The sequence below is a fragment of the Arthrobacter sp. MDB1-55 genome, assembly GCF_059092925.1.
On the sequence record NZ_JBNHID010000002.1, the window covers coordinates 470,888 to 486,981 of the forward strand.

Annotated in this window: 15 protein-coding genes; 7 read left to right on the plus strand and 8 right to left on the minus strand. The window is 59.6% G+C overall.

From position 1 onward, the window contains the following. Nucleotides 1-42 precede the first annotated feature (42 nt). From AC5RU3_RS09505 to dnaA, 8 genes are all read right to left on the minus strand, one after another. On the minus strand, nucleotides 43-576 hold the full coding sequence (locus AC5RU3_RS09505; RefSeq protein WP_309070445.1) for a DUF3566 domain-containing protein: 534 nt from the start codon (nucleotides 574-576) through the stop codon (nucleotides 43-45). Then, on the minus strand, nucleotides 573-3,209 hold the full coding sequence (gene gyrA, locus AC5RU3_RS09510; RefSeq protein WP_309070444.1) for a DNA gyrase subunit A: 2,637 nt from the start codon (nucleotides 3,207-3,209) through the stop codon (nucleotides 573-575). The genes AC5RU3_RS09505 and gyrA overlap by 4 nt, the downstream gene beginning before the upstream one ends. Nucleotides 3,210-3,290: 81 nt before the next feature. Beyond that, nucleotides 3,291-5,345, minus strand: coding sequence for a DNA topoisomerase (ATP-hydrolyzing) subunit B (gyrB, locus tag AC5RU3_RS09515; RefSeq protein WP_493965372.1), 2,055 nt, complete (start codon nucleotides 5,343-5,345; stop codon nucleotides 3,291-3,293). 249 nt (nucleotides 5,346-5,594) lie between these two features. After that, the gene (locus tag AC5RU3_RS09520; RefSeq protein ID WP_458117210.1) at nucleotides 5,595-6,119 is read right to left on the minus strand and encodes a DciA family protein; all 525 of its coding nucleotides are present in this window, start codon (nucleotides 6,117-6,119) and stop codon (nucleotides 5,595-5,597) included. 52 nt (nucleotides 6,120-6,171) lie between these two features. Then, complete coding sequence (gene recF / locus AC5RU3_RS09525) at nucleotides 6,172-7,350, minus strand: DNA replication/repair protein RecF (protein ID WP_309070443.1); 1,179 nt, start codon at nucleotides 7,348-7,350, stop codon at nucleotides 6,172-6,174. A 10-nt stretch (nucleotides 7,351-7,360) separates the two neighbouring features. Next, nucleotides 7,361-8,254, minus strand: coding sequence for a phosphogluconate dehydrogenase (NAD(+)-dependent, decarboxylating) (gene gnd / locus AC5RU3_RS09530; RefSeq protein ID WP_309070442.1), 894 nt, complete (start codon nucleotides 8,252-8,254; stop codon nucleotides 7,361-7,363). Nucleotides 8,255-8,296: 42 nt separating this feature from the next. After that, on the minus strand, nucleotides 8,297-9,421 hold the full coding sequence (gene dnaN, locus AC5RU3_RS09535) for a DNA polymerase III subunit beta (protein WP_309070441.1): 1,125 nt from the start codon (nucleotides 9,419-9,421) through the stop codon (nucleotides 8,297-8,299). Nucleotides 9,422-9,858: 437 nt separating this feature from the next. Then, entirely contained in the window at nucleotides 9,859-11,262 is a 1,404-nt protein-coding gene (gene dnaA / locus AC5RU3_RS09540; RefSeq protein WP_309123722.1) for a chromosomal replication initiator protein DnaA, read from the minus strand. Nucleotides 11,263-11,717: 455 nt separating this feature from the next. On the opposite strand from dnaA, the gene rpmH reads away from it, so the two are divergent. The 7 genes from rpmH (at nucleotide 11,718) to AC5RU3_RS09575 (ending at nucleotide 16,036) form a co-directional block, all read left to right on the plus strand. Continuing rightward, entirely contained in the window at nucleotides 11,718-11,855 is a 138-nt protein-coding gene (rpmH, locus tag AC5RU3_RS09545) for a 50S ribosomal protein L34 (protein ID WP_003800212.1), read from the plus strand. A gap of 64 nt (nucleotides 11,856-11,919) precedes the next feature. Beyond that, a complete protein-coding gene (gene rnpA / locus AC5RU3_RS09550) occupies nucleotides 11,920-12,294 on the plus strand; it encodes a ribonuclease P protein component (protein WP_309070439.1) in 375 nt (124 codons plus the stop codon). Then, complete coding sequence (yidD, locus tag AC5RU3_RS09555) at nucleotides 12,291-12,644, plus strand: membrane protein insertion efficiency factor YidD (protein ID WP_309070438.1); 354 nt, start codon at nucleotides 12,291-12,293, stop codon at nucleotides 12,642-12,644. The genes rnpA and yidD overlap by 4 nt, the downstream gene beginning before the upstream one ends. A gap of 13 nt (nucleotides 12,645-12,657) precedes the next feature. Continuing rightward, entirely contained in the window at nucleotides 12,658-13,620 is a 963-nt protein-coding gene (gene yidC, locus AC5RU3_RS09560) for a membrane protein insertase YidC (RefSeq protein ID WP_309070437.1), read from the plus strand. Continuing rightward, complete coding sequence (locus tag AC5RU3_RS09565; protein ID WP_309070436.1) at nucleotides 13,617-14,159, plus strand: Jag family protein; 543 nt, start codon at nucleotides 13,617-13,619, stop codon at nucleotides 14,157-14,159. The genes yidC and AC5RU3_RS09565 overlap by 4 nt, the downstream gene beginning before the upstream one ends. Nucleotides 14,160-14,197: 38 nt before the next feature. Beyond that, on the plus strand, nucleotides 14,198-14,830 hold the full coding sequence (gene rsmG, locus AC5RU3_RS09570; RefSeq protein ID WP_493965618.1) for a 16S rRNA (guanine(527)-N(7))-methyltransferase RsmG: 633 nt from the start codon (nucleotides 14,198-14,200) through the stop codon (nucleotides 14,828-14,830). A gap of 204 nt (nucleotides 14,831-15,034) precedes the next feature. After that, nucleotides 15,035-16,036, plus strand: a complete 1,002-nt coding sequence (locus tag AC5RU3_RS09575) for a ParA family protein (protein WP_493965373.1) — start codon at nucleotides 15,035-15,037, stop codon at nucleotides 16,034-16,036. Nucleotides 16,037-16,094 lie beyond the last annotated feature (58 nt).

Here is a 16,094-nt window from a genome sequence, read left to right on the forward strand (position 1 = left end):
AGCAGGCCCTCAGCGATCCACAAATTGAGGACCCGTGTGCACTCAGTCATCCGTAAGGGTCACACCGATACCGCCCACAAGGGTGGACGAAATGTTGTACAGCACGGACGCCAGCATTGCCAGGGCGGTCAACAGCACAACGTTCACCACAGCGATAATCGTCGCGAAGGAGACAACCTGTCCAAGGGACGCGAACTGTCGAAGGTCGAAGCCGGCTCCCTCGGATCCGGCGATCTCACCAAGCAGCTGATTCACCCGATCGAAAATTCCCGTCAGATCCAGCACTGTCCAAATCACAATCGCGGCGACGACTGTGACAATGCCCAGCGCCACGGACAGGAGGAACGCCATCTTCAGAACCGACCAGGGGTCGATTTTGCTGACAAGCAACCGCGCTTTACGGGCTTTCGCCTTCGGGGCAGGTTTCACCAGTCCCGGCCTGTTGCCGGTAGGCCGTGCTCCTGAAGAGGCGGGCCGCTGAGGTGGTCGAGCCGGTGGATTGACCCGAGGTCCTCCGCCTGATGACCGCACGGCACTGCCCGCAGCAGCGCGCGGATTTGAGTTGGCAGAACTCACTCGGAACCTCCAATATCGCTTGGCTCAGCCGCCGGCTGAGCCGTTTCTTCTGACGACAACGGTACTTCATCTCCGCCATCCGGCGCAGGTGACGCGTCATCCACTCCCATGACTGGAATCTCGTCGTCTGTTGTCAGCCCCCGCTCGGTGTTGCGGGCGACAGCGATGATCCTGTCGGACTTATCCGGCTTTGCGAAGATGACACCCATGGTGTCGCGTCCCTTTGCCGGAACGCCCGCCACGGCGGAGCGCACAACCTTACCGCCGCCCATGACGACGAGGACCTCATCCTCTTCCTGGACGACGAGGGCCCCCACGAGGTCTCCACGCACTTCGGCGAGCTTCGCAACCTTAATACCAAGACCGCCCCGGCCCTGGACACGGTACTCGTCAACCTTGGTTCGCTTCGCGAAGCCACCCTCGGTCACGATAAAGACATAGGAGTCGTCGCTCACGACATTGGCTGCCAGGAGCTCGTCGTCCGGCCGGAACTTCATTCCGGTCACGCCTGACGTCGCTCTTCCCATTGGACGCAGCGCCTCGTCCGTGGCGCTGAAGCGCAGCGACTGTCCCTTCCGGGACACGAGCATCATGTCGTCGTTCTCCGAAACCAGCTGGGCCGACACCAGTTCATCACCGTCACGCAGGTTGATGGCGATCACGCCGGCGGATCGGTTGGTGTCGTAGTCCTCCAACCGTGTCTTTTTGACCAGTCCCCGCTTAGTCGCAAGCACCAGATACGGAGACTGCTGATAGTCCCGGAGGTCGAGTACCTGAGCGATGGTCTCATCAGGCTGGAATGCCAACAGGTTCGCTACATGCTGGCCCTTCGCATCACGAGCTGCCTCGACGAGCTCGTAGGCCTTCGCCCTGTACACACGCCCCAGGTTCGTGAAGAAGAGGAGCCAGTGGTGCGTGGTGGTGACGAAGAAGTGCTCGACGACGTCGTCCCCGCGCAGCTGCGCGCCGCGTATGCCCTTGCCGCCGCGGGCCTGCTGGCGGTAGTTGTCGCTCCGTGTGCGCTTGACGTATCCGCCGCGGGTAATGGTCACAACCATTTCCTCTTCAGGGATGAGATCTTCCATGCTCATGTCGGAGTCATAGCCCATGAGAATCTCGGTCCGGCGGTCATCGCCGTGCTTGTCGACGATTTCCTGCAGTTCCGTCGAGACGATCTCGCGCTGCTGCACCTCGGAGGCGAGGATCTTCTTGTATTCGGTGATTTCAGCTTCGAGCTTGGCGTGCTGATCCTGAATCCTCTGGCGTTCCAGAGCCGCCAGGCGGCGAAGCTGCATGTCCAGGATTGCCTGCGCCTGGATCTCGTCGATGTCCAACAGGCCGATAAGACCGTTGCGTGCGTCCTCTACGGTGGAGGACCGGCGGATCAGCGCAATCACTTCATCCAGCGCATCGAGCGCCTTGAGCAACCCACGCAGGATGTGGGCGGCTTCTTCAGCCTTGCGGAGCCGGTACTGGGTCCTGCGGACAATGACTTCAAGCTGATGGGTAACCCAGTGACGGATAAACGCATCGAGGCTGAGCGTACGGGGAACATCGTCAACGATGGCGAGCATGTTAGCGCTGAAGTTTTCCTGCAGCTGCGTGTGCTTGTAGAGGTTATTCAGCACAACCTTGGCGACGGCGTCGCGCTTCAGGACAATCACCAGACGCTGTCCCGTACGTCCGGACGTTTCATCCCGAAGGTCCGCAATCCCCGAAACCTTGCCGTCCTTAACGAGGTCGGCGATCTTGATTGCCAGGTTGTCGGGGTTCGCCTGGTAGGGCAGTTCAGTGACCACCAGGCAGGTGCGGCCCTGAATCTCCTCGACGTTGACCACGGCACGCATGGTGATGGATCCACGGCCGGTTCTGTAGGCATCCTCGATGCCCTTGTGCCCCAGAATTTGTGCACCGGTGGGAAAATCCGGACCCTTGATGCGCTGAATCAGAGCTTCAAGCAGCTCTTCCTTGCTCGCTTGCGGGTTCTGCAGGTACCACTGCACACCGTCCGCCACCTCACGCAGGTTGTGCGGCGGAATATTGGTGGCCATGCCTACGGCAATACCTGAAGAGCCGTTGACCAACAGGTTCGGGAACCGCGACGGCAGGATAGTGGGTTCCTGGTTCTTGCCGTCGTAGTTGTCCTGGAAATCAACTGTTTCTTCGTCGATATCACGGACCATCTCCATGGCCAGCGGAGCCATCTTGGTCTCGGTGTACCGGGGTGCGGCCGCGCCGTCGTTTCCGGGAGACCCGAAGTTTCCCTGACCAAGCGCAAGCGGGTACCGCATAGTCCAGTCCTGGATCAGACGAACCAGCGCATCGTAGATCGCGGTGTCACCGTGCGGGTGGTATTGACCCATGACTTCGCCGACCACGCGCGCGCATTTATTGAATGAGCGGTCGGGCCGGTAACCGCCGTCGAACATGGCGTACAGAACGCGGCGGTGAACCGGCTTCAAGCCGTCCCTGACATCAGGCAACGCCCGACCGACAATGACCGCCATGGCGTAATCGAGGTAGGACCGCTGCATCTCTGTCTGCAGGTCCACCTGCTCGATGCGGTCAGTCAACACCGCACCCTCGACGGGTGTTTCGTCCCCGGGAACCTCAGGCGTTACTTCGTCACTCATCTAGTTCGTTCCATTTCGTGAAGGCGTGTCAGGAACCGGTCATTGAGAGGTGCTCGACCGGCCATGTCAGTTCGGCATCGATCAGATGTCGAGGAACCGTACGTCTTTAGCGTTCTGCTGAATGAAGTTGCGGCGCGACTCGACGTCCTCGCCCATCAGCACCGAGAAGATCTGGTCAGCTGCGGCGGCGTCGTCCATGGTGACCTGCAGAAGGGTCCGGTTATCCGGATCCATGGTGGTTTCCCACAGCTCGGTGTAATCCATCTCGCCAAGGCCCTTGTAGCGCTGGATGCCGTTTTCCTTGGGCAACCGCTGGTTGTTCGCCAGACCCATCTTGATGGTCTCGTCCCGCTCGCGGTCGCTGTACACGTAGGAGTGCGGAGCGTTGGACCATTTGATGCGGTACAGCGGCGGCTGCGCCAAATAGACATAGCCGTTCTCGATGAGCGGACGCATGTAGCGGAAGAGCAGCGTGAGGAGCAGCGTGGTGATGTGCTGCCCGTCGACGTCGGCATCCGCCATCAGGACGATCTTGTGATACCTGGCCTTCTCGACATCGAAATCCTCGCCGATACCCGCGCCGAACGCGGTGATCATCGCCTGGACTTCTGCGTTGCTGAGTGCGCGGTCGAGCCGGGCACGCTCAACATTCAGGATTTTTCCGCGCAACGGCAGGATTGCCTGTGTTTCCGGGTTACGACCACGCACAGCCGACCCACCCGCAGAGTCACCCTCCACAATGTAGATCTCCGATTTCGAAGGATCCTTGGACTGGCAATCCTTCAACTTGCCCGGCATGCCGCCGGACTCCAGCAGGCCCTTGCGCCTGGTGGACTCCCGCGCCTTGCGCGCAGCCAAGCGGGCCTGCGCGGCCTGGATCGACTTGCGGATGACGTCGCGGGCAGGACCGGGGTTCCGCTCCAGCCAGTCACCCAACTGGTCGGTGACAACGCGCTGCACGAAGCCCTTGGCTTCGGAATTACCCAGCTTGGTCTTGGTCTGACCCTCAAACTGGGGCTCGGACAGTTTGACCGAGATGACGGCGGTGAGCCCTTCGCGGATGTCATCACCCGTAAGGTTGTCGTCCTTCTCCTTGATGATGTTCTTTTCGCGTGCGTAACGGTTGATCAGGGACGTCATTGCGGCACGGAACCCCTCTTCGTGGGTGCCGCCCTCATGCGTGTTGATCGTGTTCGCGTAGGTGTGCACGCTCTCGGAGTATGCGGTAGTCCACTGCATGGCCACTTCCACAGCGATGGAGCGGTCGGAGTCCTCCGTCTCGAACGCAATGACGTCTTCATGAATGACGTCCACGCGCTTCGACGAATTCAGGTGCTTGACGTAGTCCAGCAGGCCGTTCTCGTAGAGGTACTCAACGTGCCTGTGCTTGTTCTCTTCGGACTTCTCCGCCTCGGCATGCGCGGCGTCCGTGATCTCTTCGGTTTCCACCTCGGGAACGCGCTCGTCCACAAGGCTTATCCTCAGGCCCTTGTTGAGGAATGCCATCTGCTGAAAGCGTGCCCGAAGGGTTTCGAAGTCGAATTCAACGGTCTCGAAGATCGACGCGTCCGGGTAGAACGTCTGGGTGGTTCCGGTCTCACCGGTTTCTTCACCCTTTTTCAGCTGACCGACCGGTTTGCCGCCCTCTTCGAAGGACTGCCGCCAGACATGTCCCTGACGCCGGATTTCCGTGTCAACCCTGGAGGAAAGCGCATTCACGACGGAGATGCCCACACCGTGGAGGCCACCGGAAACGGCGTATCCACCTCCACCGAACTTGCCGCCCGCGTGGAGGATGGTCATGACCACTTCCACGGTGGGCTTACCCTCGGTGGGATGCATGTCGACGGGGATGCCGCGCCCGTTGTCTATGACCCGTACGCCACCATCGGCAAGCAGCGTGACCTTGATATGGTCACAGTAGCCTGCCAGGGCTTCATCCACAGAGTTATCCACAACCTCGTAGACGAGGTGGTGCAAACCGCGCGGACCGGTGGACCCGATATACATACCGGGCCTCTTGCGAACCGCTTCAAGTCCTTCCAGGACCGTGATGTCGCTCGCGCCGTAACCCTTTGGTGCGCCGGAACCACTTTCCGGCGTGCTGGCAGATTCCACTTCGTTGTCGTTAGCCACGGACGCTGTCGACTCCTTGTTGTCCTAGTGTTGCCTAGTCTCAGAATGAAGGCATCCCGGAAAGGAATGCCCACGGCTCCCATTCTACCGTGCACGCTGCCACAACACCGCGCCAATTGCCCCCTGGCGGTGAATAAACCGCCATTTAAGCTCACAGCAGGGGGTCGCGTGGGGGCGTATACGTCCACTGGGGTCCGCTGGGCGCTGTACGGCATTCATCGAAAACCCAAAGCAGCCCGATCAGGAGGGTTACCCGTAGGTGTCCCGGGGCCCACGCCCACGAACCGATCGACCACCCTTTCGCCAGGATGGAGCGGACGGGCCGACGACCTTCATTGCCGTGACTACTCCGGGTCCGAGCTCGCTCTCAAACCGTTTGAGGAGGTCGGGGCTGATCAGCCGGAGCTGTGTCGCCCAGGCGGTCGAATCACACCGCACCAGCAGCGTGGTCTCGTGAAAACTCTCCGGGGTGCAGTGCGTGGAGATGTCCGGGCCCACCAACTCCGCCCATCGCGCCATCACTGATCCTACGGCCACCGGAGAATTCCACCCGCGTTCGCTCAGGAGACGCCCGAAGACCGCGCCGACCCCCTGCGGATCGCGTCCGGAATAGGAATCCTGGATCGTGGAGCGACGCGATGTGCTCTCAGTACGACGGCGGCGCGCGGCCGGAATTCTAAGATCGCCTCGCGCTGCGGACGCGTTTCGTAGCCGGTTCAGCAGTAACCGCGGTGCGTCCTGACCAGAAGTGTCGGATCCATCGGGAGGTGACACACTGCCGGCGTCGTTGTGTGTCGGTCTACCGTGGGCTTTGGCGGCTTCGTCTTCAGGCCGGTATTTCACGGAACCCTCCCGGGACGACCGAGAATTGCCGTCCGTCAAGCGCACTTGGCACGTCGTCACCTACCGCTGCTGTCACGAGGACCTGTTCAGCACCGGCCACCACCGACGCCAACCGTTCCCGGCGGTCAGCGTCGAGTTCAGCGAAGACATCGTCGAGGATGAGCACCGGCGAAGAACCCGGCGTCTGGTCGTCATCGTTGAGGAGGTAGTACGAACCGAGACGGAGCGCGAGAGCCATGGACCAGGTTTCGCCGTGGGAGGCGTATCCCTTGACGAGCGCTCGACCGAGCATCAACTCGACCTCGTCGCGATGCGGGCCGACAAGGGAAATCCCGCGTTCCGTCTCGCGTCGGCGCTGTTCAGCGATCGCTGCCAAAAACCGTTCGGTAATCTCATCGACGGAGAGAGTACTCAGATCTTCCGCAGTCGGCGCCGACTCGCCGTCGTCGTCGGGCAAGGGGCCGATGAGGGACGATCGATACGCTGCGTTGGCAACCTTGGTGCCGTCGGTCAGCTCGCGGTAGGCCTTCTGGACGTGCGGCAGAAGTCTGGTCAAAACCGCGAGGCGCGCGTGCAGAAGCTGGGATCCGACCGTCGCCAGATGTTGGTCCCATACCTCGAGCGTCGCTTGATGGGCAGTGGACAGTCTGCCTCCGCGGAGGGACTTGAGCAGGGCATTGCGTTGTTTCAACACACGCTCATAATCCGCCCTGATGCCCGCGTGGTGCGGAACCAACTGCACCATGAGGTCATCCAGGAACCGCCGACGATTGGAGGGATCTCCCTTCACCAATGCGAGGTCCTCGGGCGCGAACAGAACCGTCCGGAGAATGCCGGCAGCATCGCGCGCGCGCACGGGGTTCGCACGATTGATCCGCGCACGATTACCGCGGTCTCCGTTGATCTCCAGTTCGACGCTCGTAGCCTGCGCCCCACGCACCAACCGCCCACGAACCAGCGCCCGTTCGGCATCGAAGGCGATGAGCGGCTTGTCCGTACTTACGCGATGCGACGACAGGGACCCCAGGTATCCGATGGCCTCGACGATATTGGTCTTGCCGACTCCATTTGGGCCTACGAACACCGTCACGCCGGGTTCGAGCGCCACGTCAAGCTGCGAATAACTGCGGAAATCTGTCAGAGAGAGATGCTGGACGTACACCGCGACTCAATCATGCGGAATTCCGGGGCGGTCGCACCGCGTGGCCGCCAAACTGGTTCCGCAGCGCGGCCACCATCTTCAACGAGGGTGCATCTTCCTGGCGTGAACTGAAGCGTGCAAAGAGCGCTGCTGTGATCGCGGGCGCTGCCACTTCGTTGGCGATCGCCTGCTCAACGGTCCAACGGCCCTCACCGGAATCTTCGATGTACGCACCGACATTGCTGAGTTTAGGATCTTCCTCGAGTGCCTTGACCAGCAGGTCCAGTAGCCAGGATCGTACGACGGTGCCTTTTTGCCATGCCCGGAAGGTACCGGGGACGTCCTTAATGATGTCTTTCGCTTCGAGCAGTTCATACCCTTCCGCGTAAGCCTGCATCAGGCCATACTCGATGCCGTTGTGCACCATTTTCGCGTAGTGCCCGGCGCCTGTCTCACCTACGTGAACAAAGCTTTCTTCGCGTGCTCCGTCGGGGCGTAGCGCGTCAAACACCGGCATGAGACGTTCGACGTCGGCCTCAGCGCCGCCGACCATCAGGCCATACCCGTTCTCGAGTCCCCAGACACCACCGGAAACCCCGCAGTCGACAAAGTGGATGCCTTTCGGGGCGAGCGCTTCGCTGTGTTCCTGGTCGCTGCTGAACTTCGTGTTTCCACCATCGATGACGAGGTCGCCTTCAGCCAGCTTCTCTCCGAGCTCACTGATGACCTGGTCCGTGATGCTGCCCGCCGGCACCATGACCCAGACAACACGTGGCGTAGGCAGAGCAGCAATGAGGTCATCGACGGTGGCGACGTCGGAGACATCCGGATTCCGGTCATACCCGGTTACTTCAACACCGCGTGAGCGAAGCCGCTCCCGCATGTTGTACCCCATTTTTCCGAGACCGATCAGGCCGATGTGCATAGTGTCCTCCATGGTTCGGTTGACTGGGGGCGGGCGACGACTCTACTGGTTGGGTAGCCTCACCGGCATGAGCAGGTATCGGTAGTCTTCACGGTCCTCACCGGTAGCTTCTTCCTGAGCTGAGATAACAGCGGGCTTCGGCGGAGTCGTGAAGGAGAAACGTACGAATTTGCTGCTGAAGGCGCCGAGACCTTCGCTCAGGTAGTGCGGATTGAAAGCGACGGTGATGTCGTCCCCATCCAGCGTTGCTTCAATCGCTTCCGAAGCCTGCGCGTCTTCGCCTGTACCAGCATCGAGCACTACCTGGCCTGCGCTGAACGCAAGCCTTACAGGCGTATTGCGTTCTGCGACCAGGGCAACGCGGCGAACTGCTTCAACGAGCTGGCTGGTCTCCACAGTCGCATGGATTGGCGTATTTTCCGGGAAGAGAGAACGGATTTTGGGGTAGTCACCGTCGACCAGCAGCGATGTTGTGCGCCGGCCGCCGCTTTCGAAGCCGATCAGTTCGCTGTTGTCGGAGAGTGCGATCTTGAGATCTCCCGCACCACCAAGCGTCTTGGCTACCTCACTCAACGTTTTTGCCTTCACCAAAGCACTGGTTGAGATTCCCGGGTTGGTGGGCTTCCAGGACAGTTCGCGGAGAGCAAGCCTGTACCGGTCGGTGGCGAGGAACGTGATGAGGTCTTCCTCGATCTCCATACGGACACCGGTCAGAATCGGCAGAGTGTCGTCACGGCTTGCTGCAATGATGACCTGTGACACGGCTTCGGCGAATGCATCTCCGTCAACAACACCGCTGACATCAGGGAGGGCCGGAAGTTCGGGGTACTCCGCTTCGGGCATGGTTGCGAGGTTGAAGCGGCTGTTCCGGCAGGTCAACGTGACCTTCGAGCCATCCGTTTCCACCTCGACCGGCGCAGACGGCAAGCTGCGGCAGATATCGGCGAGCAGCCGTCCGGACACAAGGATTGTGCCCTCTTCCGCTATATCCGCAGGGATTTCAAGACGGGCCGATATCTCATAATCGAAGCTCGCGAGGCTGAGGCTGCCGGCGCCGGCCTTGATCAACAAACCCGAAAGCACAGGCACGGGAGGCCGCGGTGACAGGGAACGAGCCGTCCACGTTACGGCCTCGGCCAGGACATCGCGCTCGACTCGGAATTTCACTGAAGGGTGCCGCCTTTCGCGAGGTACATCGGGGGAAGTCACACATCCTCGACCCTTCCGGCAAAGGAGGACGGGTGAGCGAAGGTCAACTCTACTGAGTCACAGCTTAGCGCGACACAGTGGGGTGGCTTGCCGGGGTGGACGAAGGGGAAATGTTATTTGGACAAGATCGGGGTTTAAGGATCAGTAGTGTTAATAACTCCTGTGGATACTGTGGATAACCGGAAGGATCGGTGCGGTTCCGGGAGTTTTCCCTGTTGACAGGTTGTGCACTCAGGACGCCGGCTGCCTCTGGACGGTGTGTACGAGATCCTTGTGATTCAGCGGGTCCACAGGCTCGACGGTGCTTGTCCTCATTAACGTCCACCACAAACAAAGGGTTGTCCACAATTCTTTCCACAGCTGTTAATTCAGCTCGCTGCGGCGCTTGAGGTCACCTACGCATCCTTGCGGTGATGCTTGATTCGGTTCGTAAGCTCGGTCACCTGGTTATAGATGGCGCGGCGTTCGGCCATGAGTTCGCGGATCTTACGGTCAGCGTGGATGACGGTCGTATGGTCCCGGCCGCCGAGTTCGGCTCCGATTTTGGGAAGAGACATATCGGTCAACTCCCGGCAGAGGTACATCGCGATCTGTCGAGCCGTAACGAGGGTTCGTGTCCGTGATTTGCTGCATAGGTCATCCAGCGTGATGTTGAAGTACTCGGCCGTCTGAGCCATAATCAGCGCCGATGTAATCTCTTGGGCGCCGTCGTCGGTGATGAGGTCCTTGAGTACGATTTCTGCCAGATTCTCGTCGACTGCCTGGCGATTCAGGCTCGCGAACGCCGTAACCCGGATGAGGGCGCCTTCCAGCTCGCGGATATTGGTGGAAATCTTCGACGCTATGTATTCGAGAACCTCGTCCGGGGCACTCAACCCTTCGCTGATTGCCTTTTTGCGAAGGATGGCGATTCGCGTCTCGAGTTCGGGCGGCTGGATATCAGTCAGAAGTCCCCACTCGAAGCGGGAGCGCATTCTCTCTTCAAACCCGGACAACTGCTTGGGCGGCAGGTCGGATGTGATCACTACCTGCTTGTTGTGGTTGTGGAGGGCATTGAAGGTGTGGAAGAACTCCTCCTGGGTCCTGTCCTTGCCGGAAAGGAACTGGATGTCGTCGATGAGGAGAATGTCGACGTTCCGGTAGGTCTGCTTAAAGCTCGTCCCTTCGTCATCCCTGATTGAGTTGATGAAGTCGTTGGTGAACTCCTCTGAATTCACGTACCGAACGCGAATACCCGTATAGAGGTGCCTGGCATAGTGCCCGATGGCGTGCAGCAGGTGGGTCTTCCCAAGTCCCGAGTCACCGTAAATGAACAGGGGGTTGTACGCCTTGGCAGGTGCCTCGGCTACAGCGACCGCCGCCGCGTGGGCAAATCGGTTCGACGAACCGATCACGAAGGTGTCGAAGATGTACTTGGGATTGAGACGCCCGAACTCGTGAGAGTTGCTCGGCGGTGTGGGTGAAGGAGCCTGATCGCGCTGCGCAATTTCCTCCGGAACCTCTTCTGGCTCCTCCTCGATGATCGGAGTAAGGTCCGGGTCGATGACGAAAGCGCACTGAATTTCTTCGCGGAAAACGTCACGCAATGCGTCATTGAGCGGGCTCTTGAGCTGACTCTGGAGCACTTCACGTGTGAGTTCATTAGGAACGGCGACGAGAAGCGTTGTGCCAATCAGTCCCTGCGCCTGTGCGAGGACCACAAATCCGCGCTGGCGCGGCGAAATCCGATCATCCTGTTCAAGGGTACGAATCACCTTGCGCCAGGAGCTGCCTACATCGTTGATCTCGTCGGTACTCACTCGCGTCCTCAGTTGGAAGTTCAGCCAGCCCATCCAGGCCCCTACACAGGCACCAATCCACAGACTTATGCACAGCCCGTGGATAAATACGCCACCCGGCAACACTAGACGATGAAAATTACAACGGATAGCTGGCGGAAATCCTGTGGATAAGATCACGTGAACTGCTACCGAGAGCCGGCGGGAAAGGCGCTTGAAGCCACGGTTGTCCACATGCCCCGCCCTACCATGGGGACAGGAGCCATCACTGAGTCGGTTTGACCCTGCTGTGCCCGGTGCCCTAACGTTATGTAGTCCTTTATGTCTGCATTTCGCATGCCCCCATACCAACGGCTGATCGCTGAGCAGTATGCCGTGGGCAGGCAAGGCAGATGTACTACAACTTCATTGCGCCGGTCCGTTCTTCCCCCTTGTTGCAACGGCAGCGCATGCCAAGAACGTTCTGGAGTATCACAGTGAGCAAGCGGACCTTTCAGCCGAATAACCGCCGTCGTGCCAAGAAGCACGGTTTCCGCCTTCGCATGCGTACCCGCGCCGGCCGCGCCATCCTGGCTGCGCGTCGTGGCAAGGGACGTACCGAGCTTTCGGCTTAGTATCAGTTAATTCACCCACCGGCGCTGGTCCTCTGACAGCGCCCTGACCGTCCCGGAGCTCCAGGTGCTCTCTACCGCCCACAGAGTGCGGACGGCCACAGATTTTTCATATACCGTTCGTTCCGGTGCCCGATCAGGGTGCCGGAACTTGGTGTTATATGCGGTTGGAACCGATACGGACGCACCCTCCAGGTTCGGATTCATTGTGTCGAAGAATGTTGGGAACGCCGTCACAAGGAACCTCGTTAAGAGGAGACTGAGAGAAGCAGCGGCATCTGCTCTGGTTCAACGACCGGAGGGGATCGATGTTGTTGTGCGCGCACTGCCCCCGGCAGCCTCAGCGAATTGGTCCGACCTCAGGGCGGACTTCGAGCGGTGTCTGGCATCAAGCGTGAAGCGGTTCAGCAAGGGCGGCGGCAGAAAGGGAGACGGCAAATGACAGCGGATCATTCGCCGTCGAGTCTCTCCCGGTGGGCACTTATGCCCCGCGCCGTTCTGGCCGGTATTCTGATGGTGTACCGCAAGTCGATTTCGCCTCTTTACGGTCCGGTGTGCCGATTCTTTCCTTCCTGCTCGGCATATGCGCTTGAAGCAGTGACAGTTCACGGCGCTCTGAAAGGTTCGTGGTTCGCCGCTAAGCGACTGTGTCGCTGTCATCCCTGGAACGACGGCGGTGTTGATCATGTGCCGGTCGGAGGAAGACGTTTTGCACCGGGCGAAGAGCCACAGATTGTAGTGCTGAATCACCCGGTGATTCCTGCAGATGAGGAAAGCCGCCCCGCGGCCTGAGGAGCAATAGATTATGGATTTCTTCGAGACGATTCTCCTGCCCTTCCGGTGGCTGGTGTCCTGGGTGATGTGGGCTTTCCACGAAGGATTCACCTTCCTTGGTATGGACGCAGCGTCGGGGTGGACCTGGACTCTGTCCATTGTTGGTCTCGTTGTCGTAATCCGTGCGGCGCTGATTCCGGTCTTCGTCAAGCAGATCAAGGCCCAGCGTGGGATGCAGGCACTTCAGCCTGATCTTCGGAAACTGCAGCAGAAGTACAAGGGCAAAACGGATCAGCTCTCGCGTCAGGCCATGACGCAGGAGCAGATGGCGCTCTACAAGAAGCACGGAACCAATCCGTTCGCCGCATGTCTGCCGATCCTCATCCAGATGCCGTTCTTCTTTGCGCTCTTCACGGTTCTGAACGGCGTGTCGACCGCCAGTGACAGAGGTGAAGGCATCGGTGCCCTCACCGTCGAGGATGTTCGCCAGTTCGACTCGGCTGAGATCTTCGGAGCACCACTCTCCTCTTCATTGCTTCACGGGTTCGGTACCGAAGGTCATACATCGGTCGTGGTCCTGTCCATCATCATGATTCTGGCGATGACGGCTTCGCAGTTCATTACGCAGAAGCAAATCATGGCCAAGAACATGTCGGAAGAGGCCATGCAGAGCCCCTTCATGCGTCAGCAGAAGATCATGCTCTACATCCTTCCGCTGGTCTTTGGCGTAGGCGGCATCAACTTCCCCATCGGTGTACTCATCTACTGGACCACCACCAACCTGTGGACCATGGTGCAGCAGTTCTATGTGATTCGTCGGATGCCCACTCCAGGTTCCCCAGCTGCGAAGGCCCTGGCGGAGCGCCGCGCGAAGAAGGGGCTGCCGATGGTGCCGCTACTTGGCGAAAAGAAGGCCGAACCCGCTGTTGAGGTAGTAGCGCAGCCCAAAGCTCAACGAGTACAGCCGCAGCGCAAGAACAGGAAACGCAAATGAGCACTGACAACATGCAGGACGAGACTCTCGAAGCCGTTGACGAGCAAGCAGCTGTCCAGGACGGTGGAGGCTCCGCGGAAGATGAAGGTGACATCGCTGCGGATTACCTCGAGGAACTCCTGGATATCGCCGACATAGACGGAGACATCGACATCGAGGTGCGCAACGGGCGTACGTACATCTCTATCGTGTCCGAAGACAATGACGCCCAGGGCTTGCAGGCCCTGGTGGGACACGACGGAGAGGTCCTCGAAGCTCTGCAGGAACTGGCCCGACTCTCCGTGCTTACCTCGACCGAGCATCGCTCACGACTCGTCCTCGACATTGACGGTTTCCGTGACGCGCGCAACAAGGAGCTTCGCGAGATTGCCGAAGAAGCTGTTGGCAAGGTCAAGGAAACTGGCGAAGAGGTTGCGCTGGCCCCGATGTCTGCTTATGAGCGGAAGATCGTGCATGACATCATTGCTGATCTTGGCATGGTCAGTGAGTCCGAGGGCGAGGGCTCCCGGCGCCATATTGTAGTCTCGGCCGGCTCCTGAGCTCGGCTGTCTTTTCCTAGGAGGGCTCGCGCTTGACGATCGAGATCGGTAGCAAGGAATTAGAGGCAGCTCGCAGCATATTCGGGGATCGATTCACGCTCGCCGAGCGCTTTGTGGAACACCTGGCCACCTCGGGAATCGAACGGGGACTTCTGGGCCCGCGTGAATTGCCGCGGCTATGGGACCGCCACGTATTGAACTGTGCAGTGGTTGGAGAGCTGATCCCGGCAGATGCGGCAGTGGCCGACGTCGGTAGTGGAGCTGGTTTGCCAGGGCTGGCTCTGGCGATTGCGCGCCCTGATGCGTCCTTTGTTCTGATTGAGCCGCTCGAACGCAGGGTCAATTGGCTGCGTGAAGTGACAGATGACCTTGGCCTCACCAACGTGGAGATTTTTCGGGGGCGTGCTGAGCAGGCCGTGGGCAAGTTCGAGGTAAACGTCGTCACTGCGCGCGCAGTATCAGCTTTGTCCAGCCTGGCCACCTTGACGATGCCGCTCCTGAAGCGTTCCGGAGAGGTGCTCGCTATCAAGGGTCGAAGCGCGGCCGAAGAGGTGGAAAAGGCAGCCAAGGTCATTCGTCGTCTGGGCGGGAAGAGCACGAGTGTAGAAACGGCCGGCAGCGCACTGCTGGACGAACCGACGACTGTGGTCCGCATCGTCGTCGTCCGCTGATCCTGTCAGCGATCCGGAACTTCGGCATACTGCGGGTTGCCTGCCGAGGTAATGGGGCTATACCAGATAACCTAGAGTGGACCCACCCGGCACCTGAAAGTGAGCGAGAAGCTTGTGACGAAAGATTCTGCCACGCGGCGTGAGCAGCCTACGTCGACGATGGGCACATCTCTGGCTATCACAATCGCTGATATTCAACCTGAAGTGTTTTCCAATCCGGTCAACACTGGCATCGTTTCACGTGAAACAGGTGTCGCAGACATTTCGAGCAACTCAGGCTCGAACGTCAGCGCGAAATCGATCAGTACGAAGAATGTGATCGACGTCCTGGACGACAGCACTCCGCTAGCCCGGGAGCTCGCTTCCGAAACACGGCGCCGTGAGAAGCTGTCTGGACGTAAGCTCCCTCGCCCGGCCGAGACCCGGGTGCTCACCGTGAGCAATCAGAAGGGCGGAGTGGGTAAGACCACCACAACGGTCAATCTCGCGGCAGCTTTGGCGTCCGCTGGGTTGAACGTGTTGGTCATCGATATTGACCCACAGGGCAACGCTTCTACCGCCCTTGGCATTGAGCACCACGCCGAAGTCGACAGCATCTACGACGTACTGATCGATGACCTCCCCCTATCCAGCGTTGTGGCGCCCTGCCCGGATGTTCCCAATCTGATCTGTGCGCCTGCCACCATCCATCTGGCTGGTGCGGAGATCGAGCTGGTGTCGCTGGTAGCTCGTGAACAGCGTCTCCGTCGCGCGATTGAACTGTATGCGAAGGATCGCAAGGAGAACGGGCAGGAGCGGCTGGATTACATCTTCATCGATTGTCCGCCGAGCCTCGGGCTGCTGACGGTGAACGCATTTGTTGCTGCCCGCGAGGTGCTGATTCCGATTCAGTGCGAGTATTACGCGCTTGAAGGGCTAAGCCAGCTGCTGAAGAACATAGAGATGATTCAGAAGCACCTCAACGCGGACCTGGTTGTGTCAACCATTCTGCTCACGATGTATGACGGTCGCACTAACCTTGCTGCTCAGGTAGCGGCCGAGGTTCGTGAGCACTTCCCGCATCAGGTATTGAAGGCCGTAGTCCCTCGATCAGTGCGCATATCCGAGGCTCCAAGCTACCAACAGACCGTACTTACGTACGATCCATCCTCCAGCGGCGCGTTGTCATACCTGGAGGCAGCGGCAGAAATCGCCGAGCGCGCCTAGAGCGCCTGCGCTGATAAGCAGGGCGATCACAGTAGACTGGACGCGATATCAATCGCTG

Coding starts and splice junctions, on each gene's coding strand:
- yidC (WP_309070437.1), top strand. CDS start 12,658: ATGGATTTCTTCGAGACGATTCTCCTGCCCTTCCGGTGGCTGGTGTCC.
- AC5RU3_RS09565 (WP_309070436.1), top strand. CDS start 13,617: ATGAGCACTGACAACATGCAGGACGAGACTCTCGAAGCCGTTGACGAG.
- gnd (WP_309070442.1), bottom strand. CDS start 8,254: ATGCACATCGGCCTGATCGGTCTCGGAAAAATGGGGTACAACATGCGG.
- gyrA (WP_309070444.1), bottom strand. CDS start 3,209: ATGAGTGACGAAGTAACGCCTGAGGTTCCCGGGGACGAAACACCCGTC.
- yidD (WP_309070438.1), top strand. CDS start 12,291: ATGACAGCGGATCATTCGCCGTCGAGTCTCTCCCGGTGGGCACTTATG.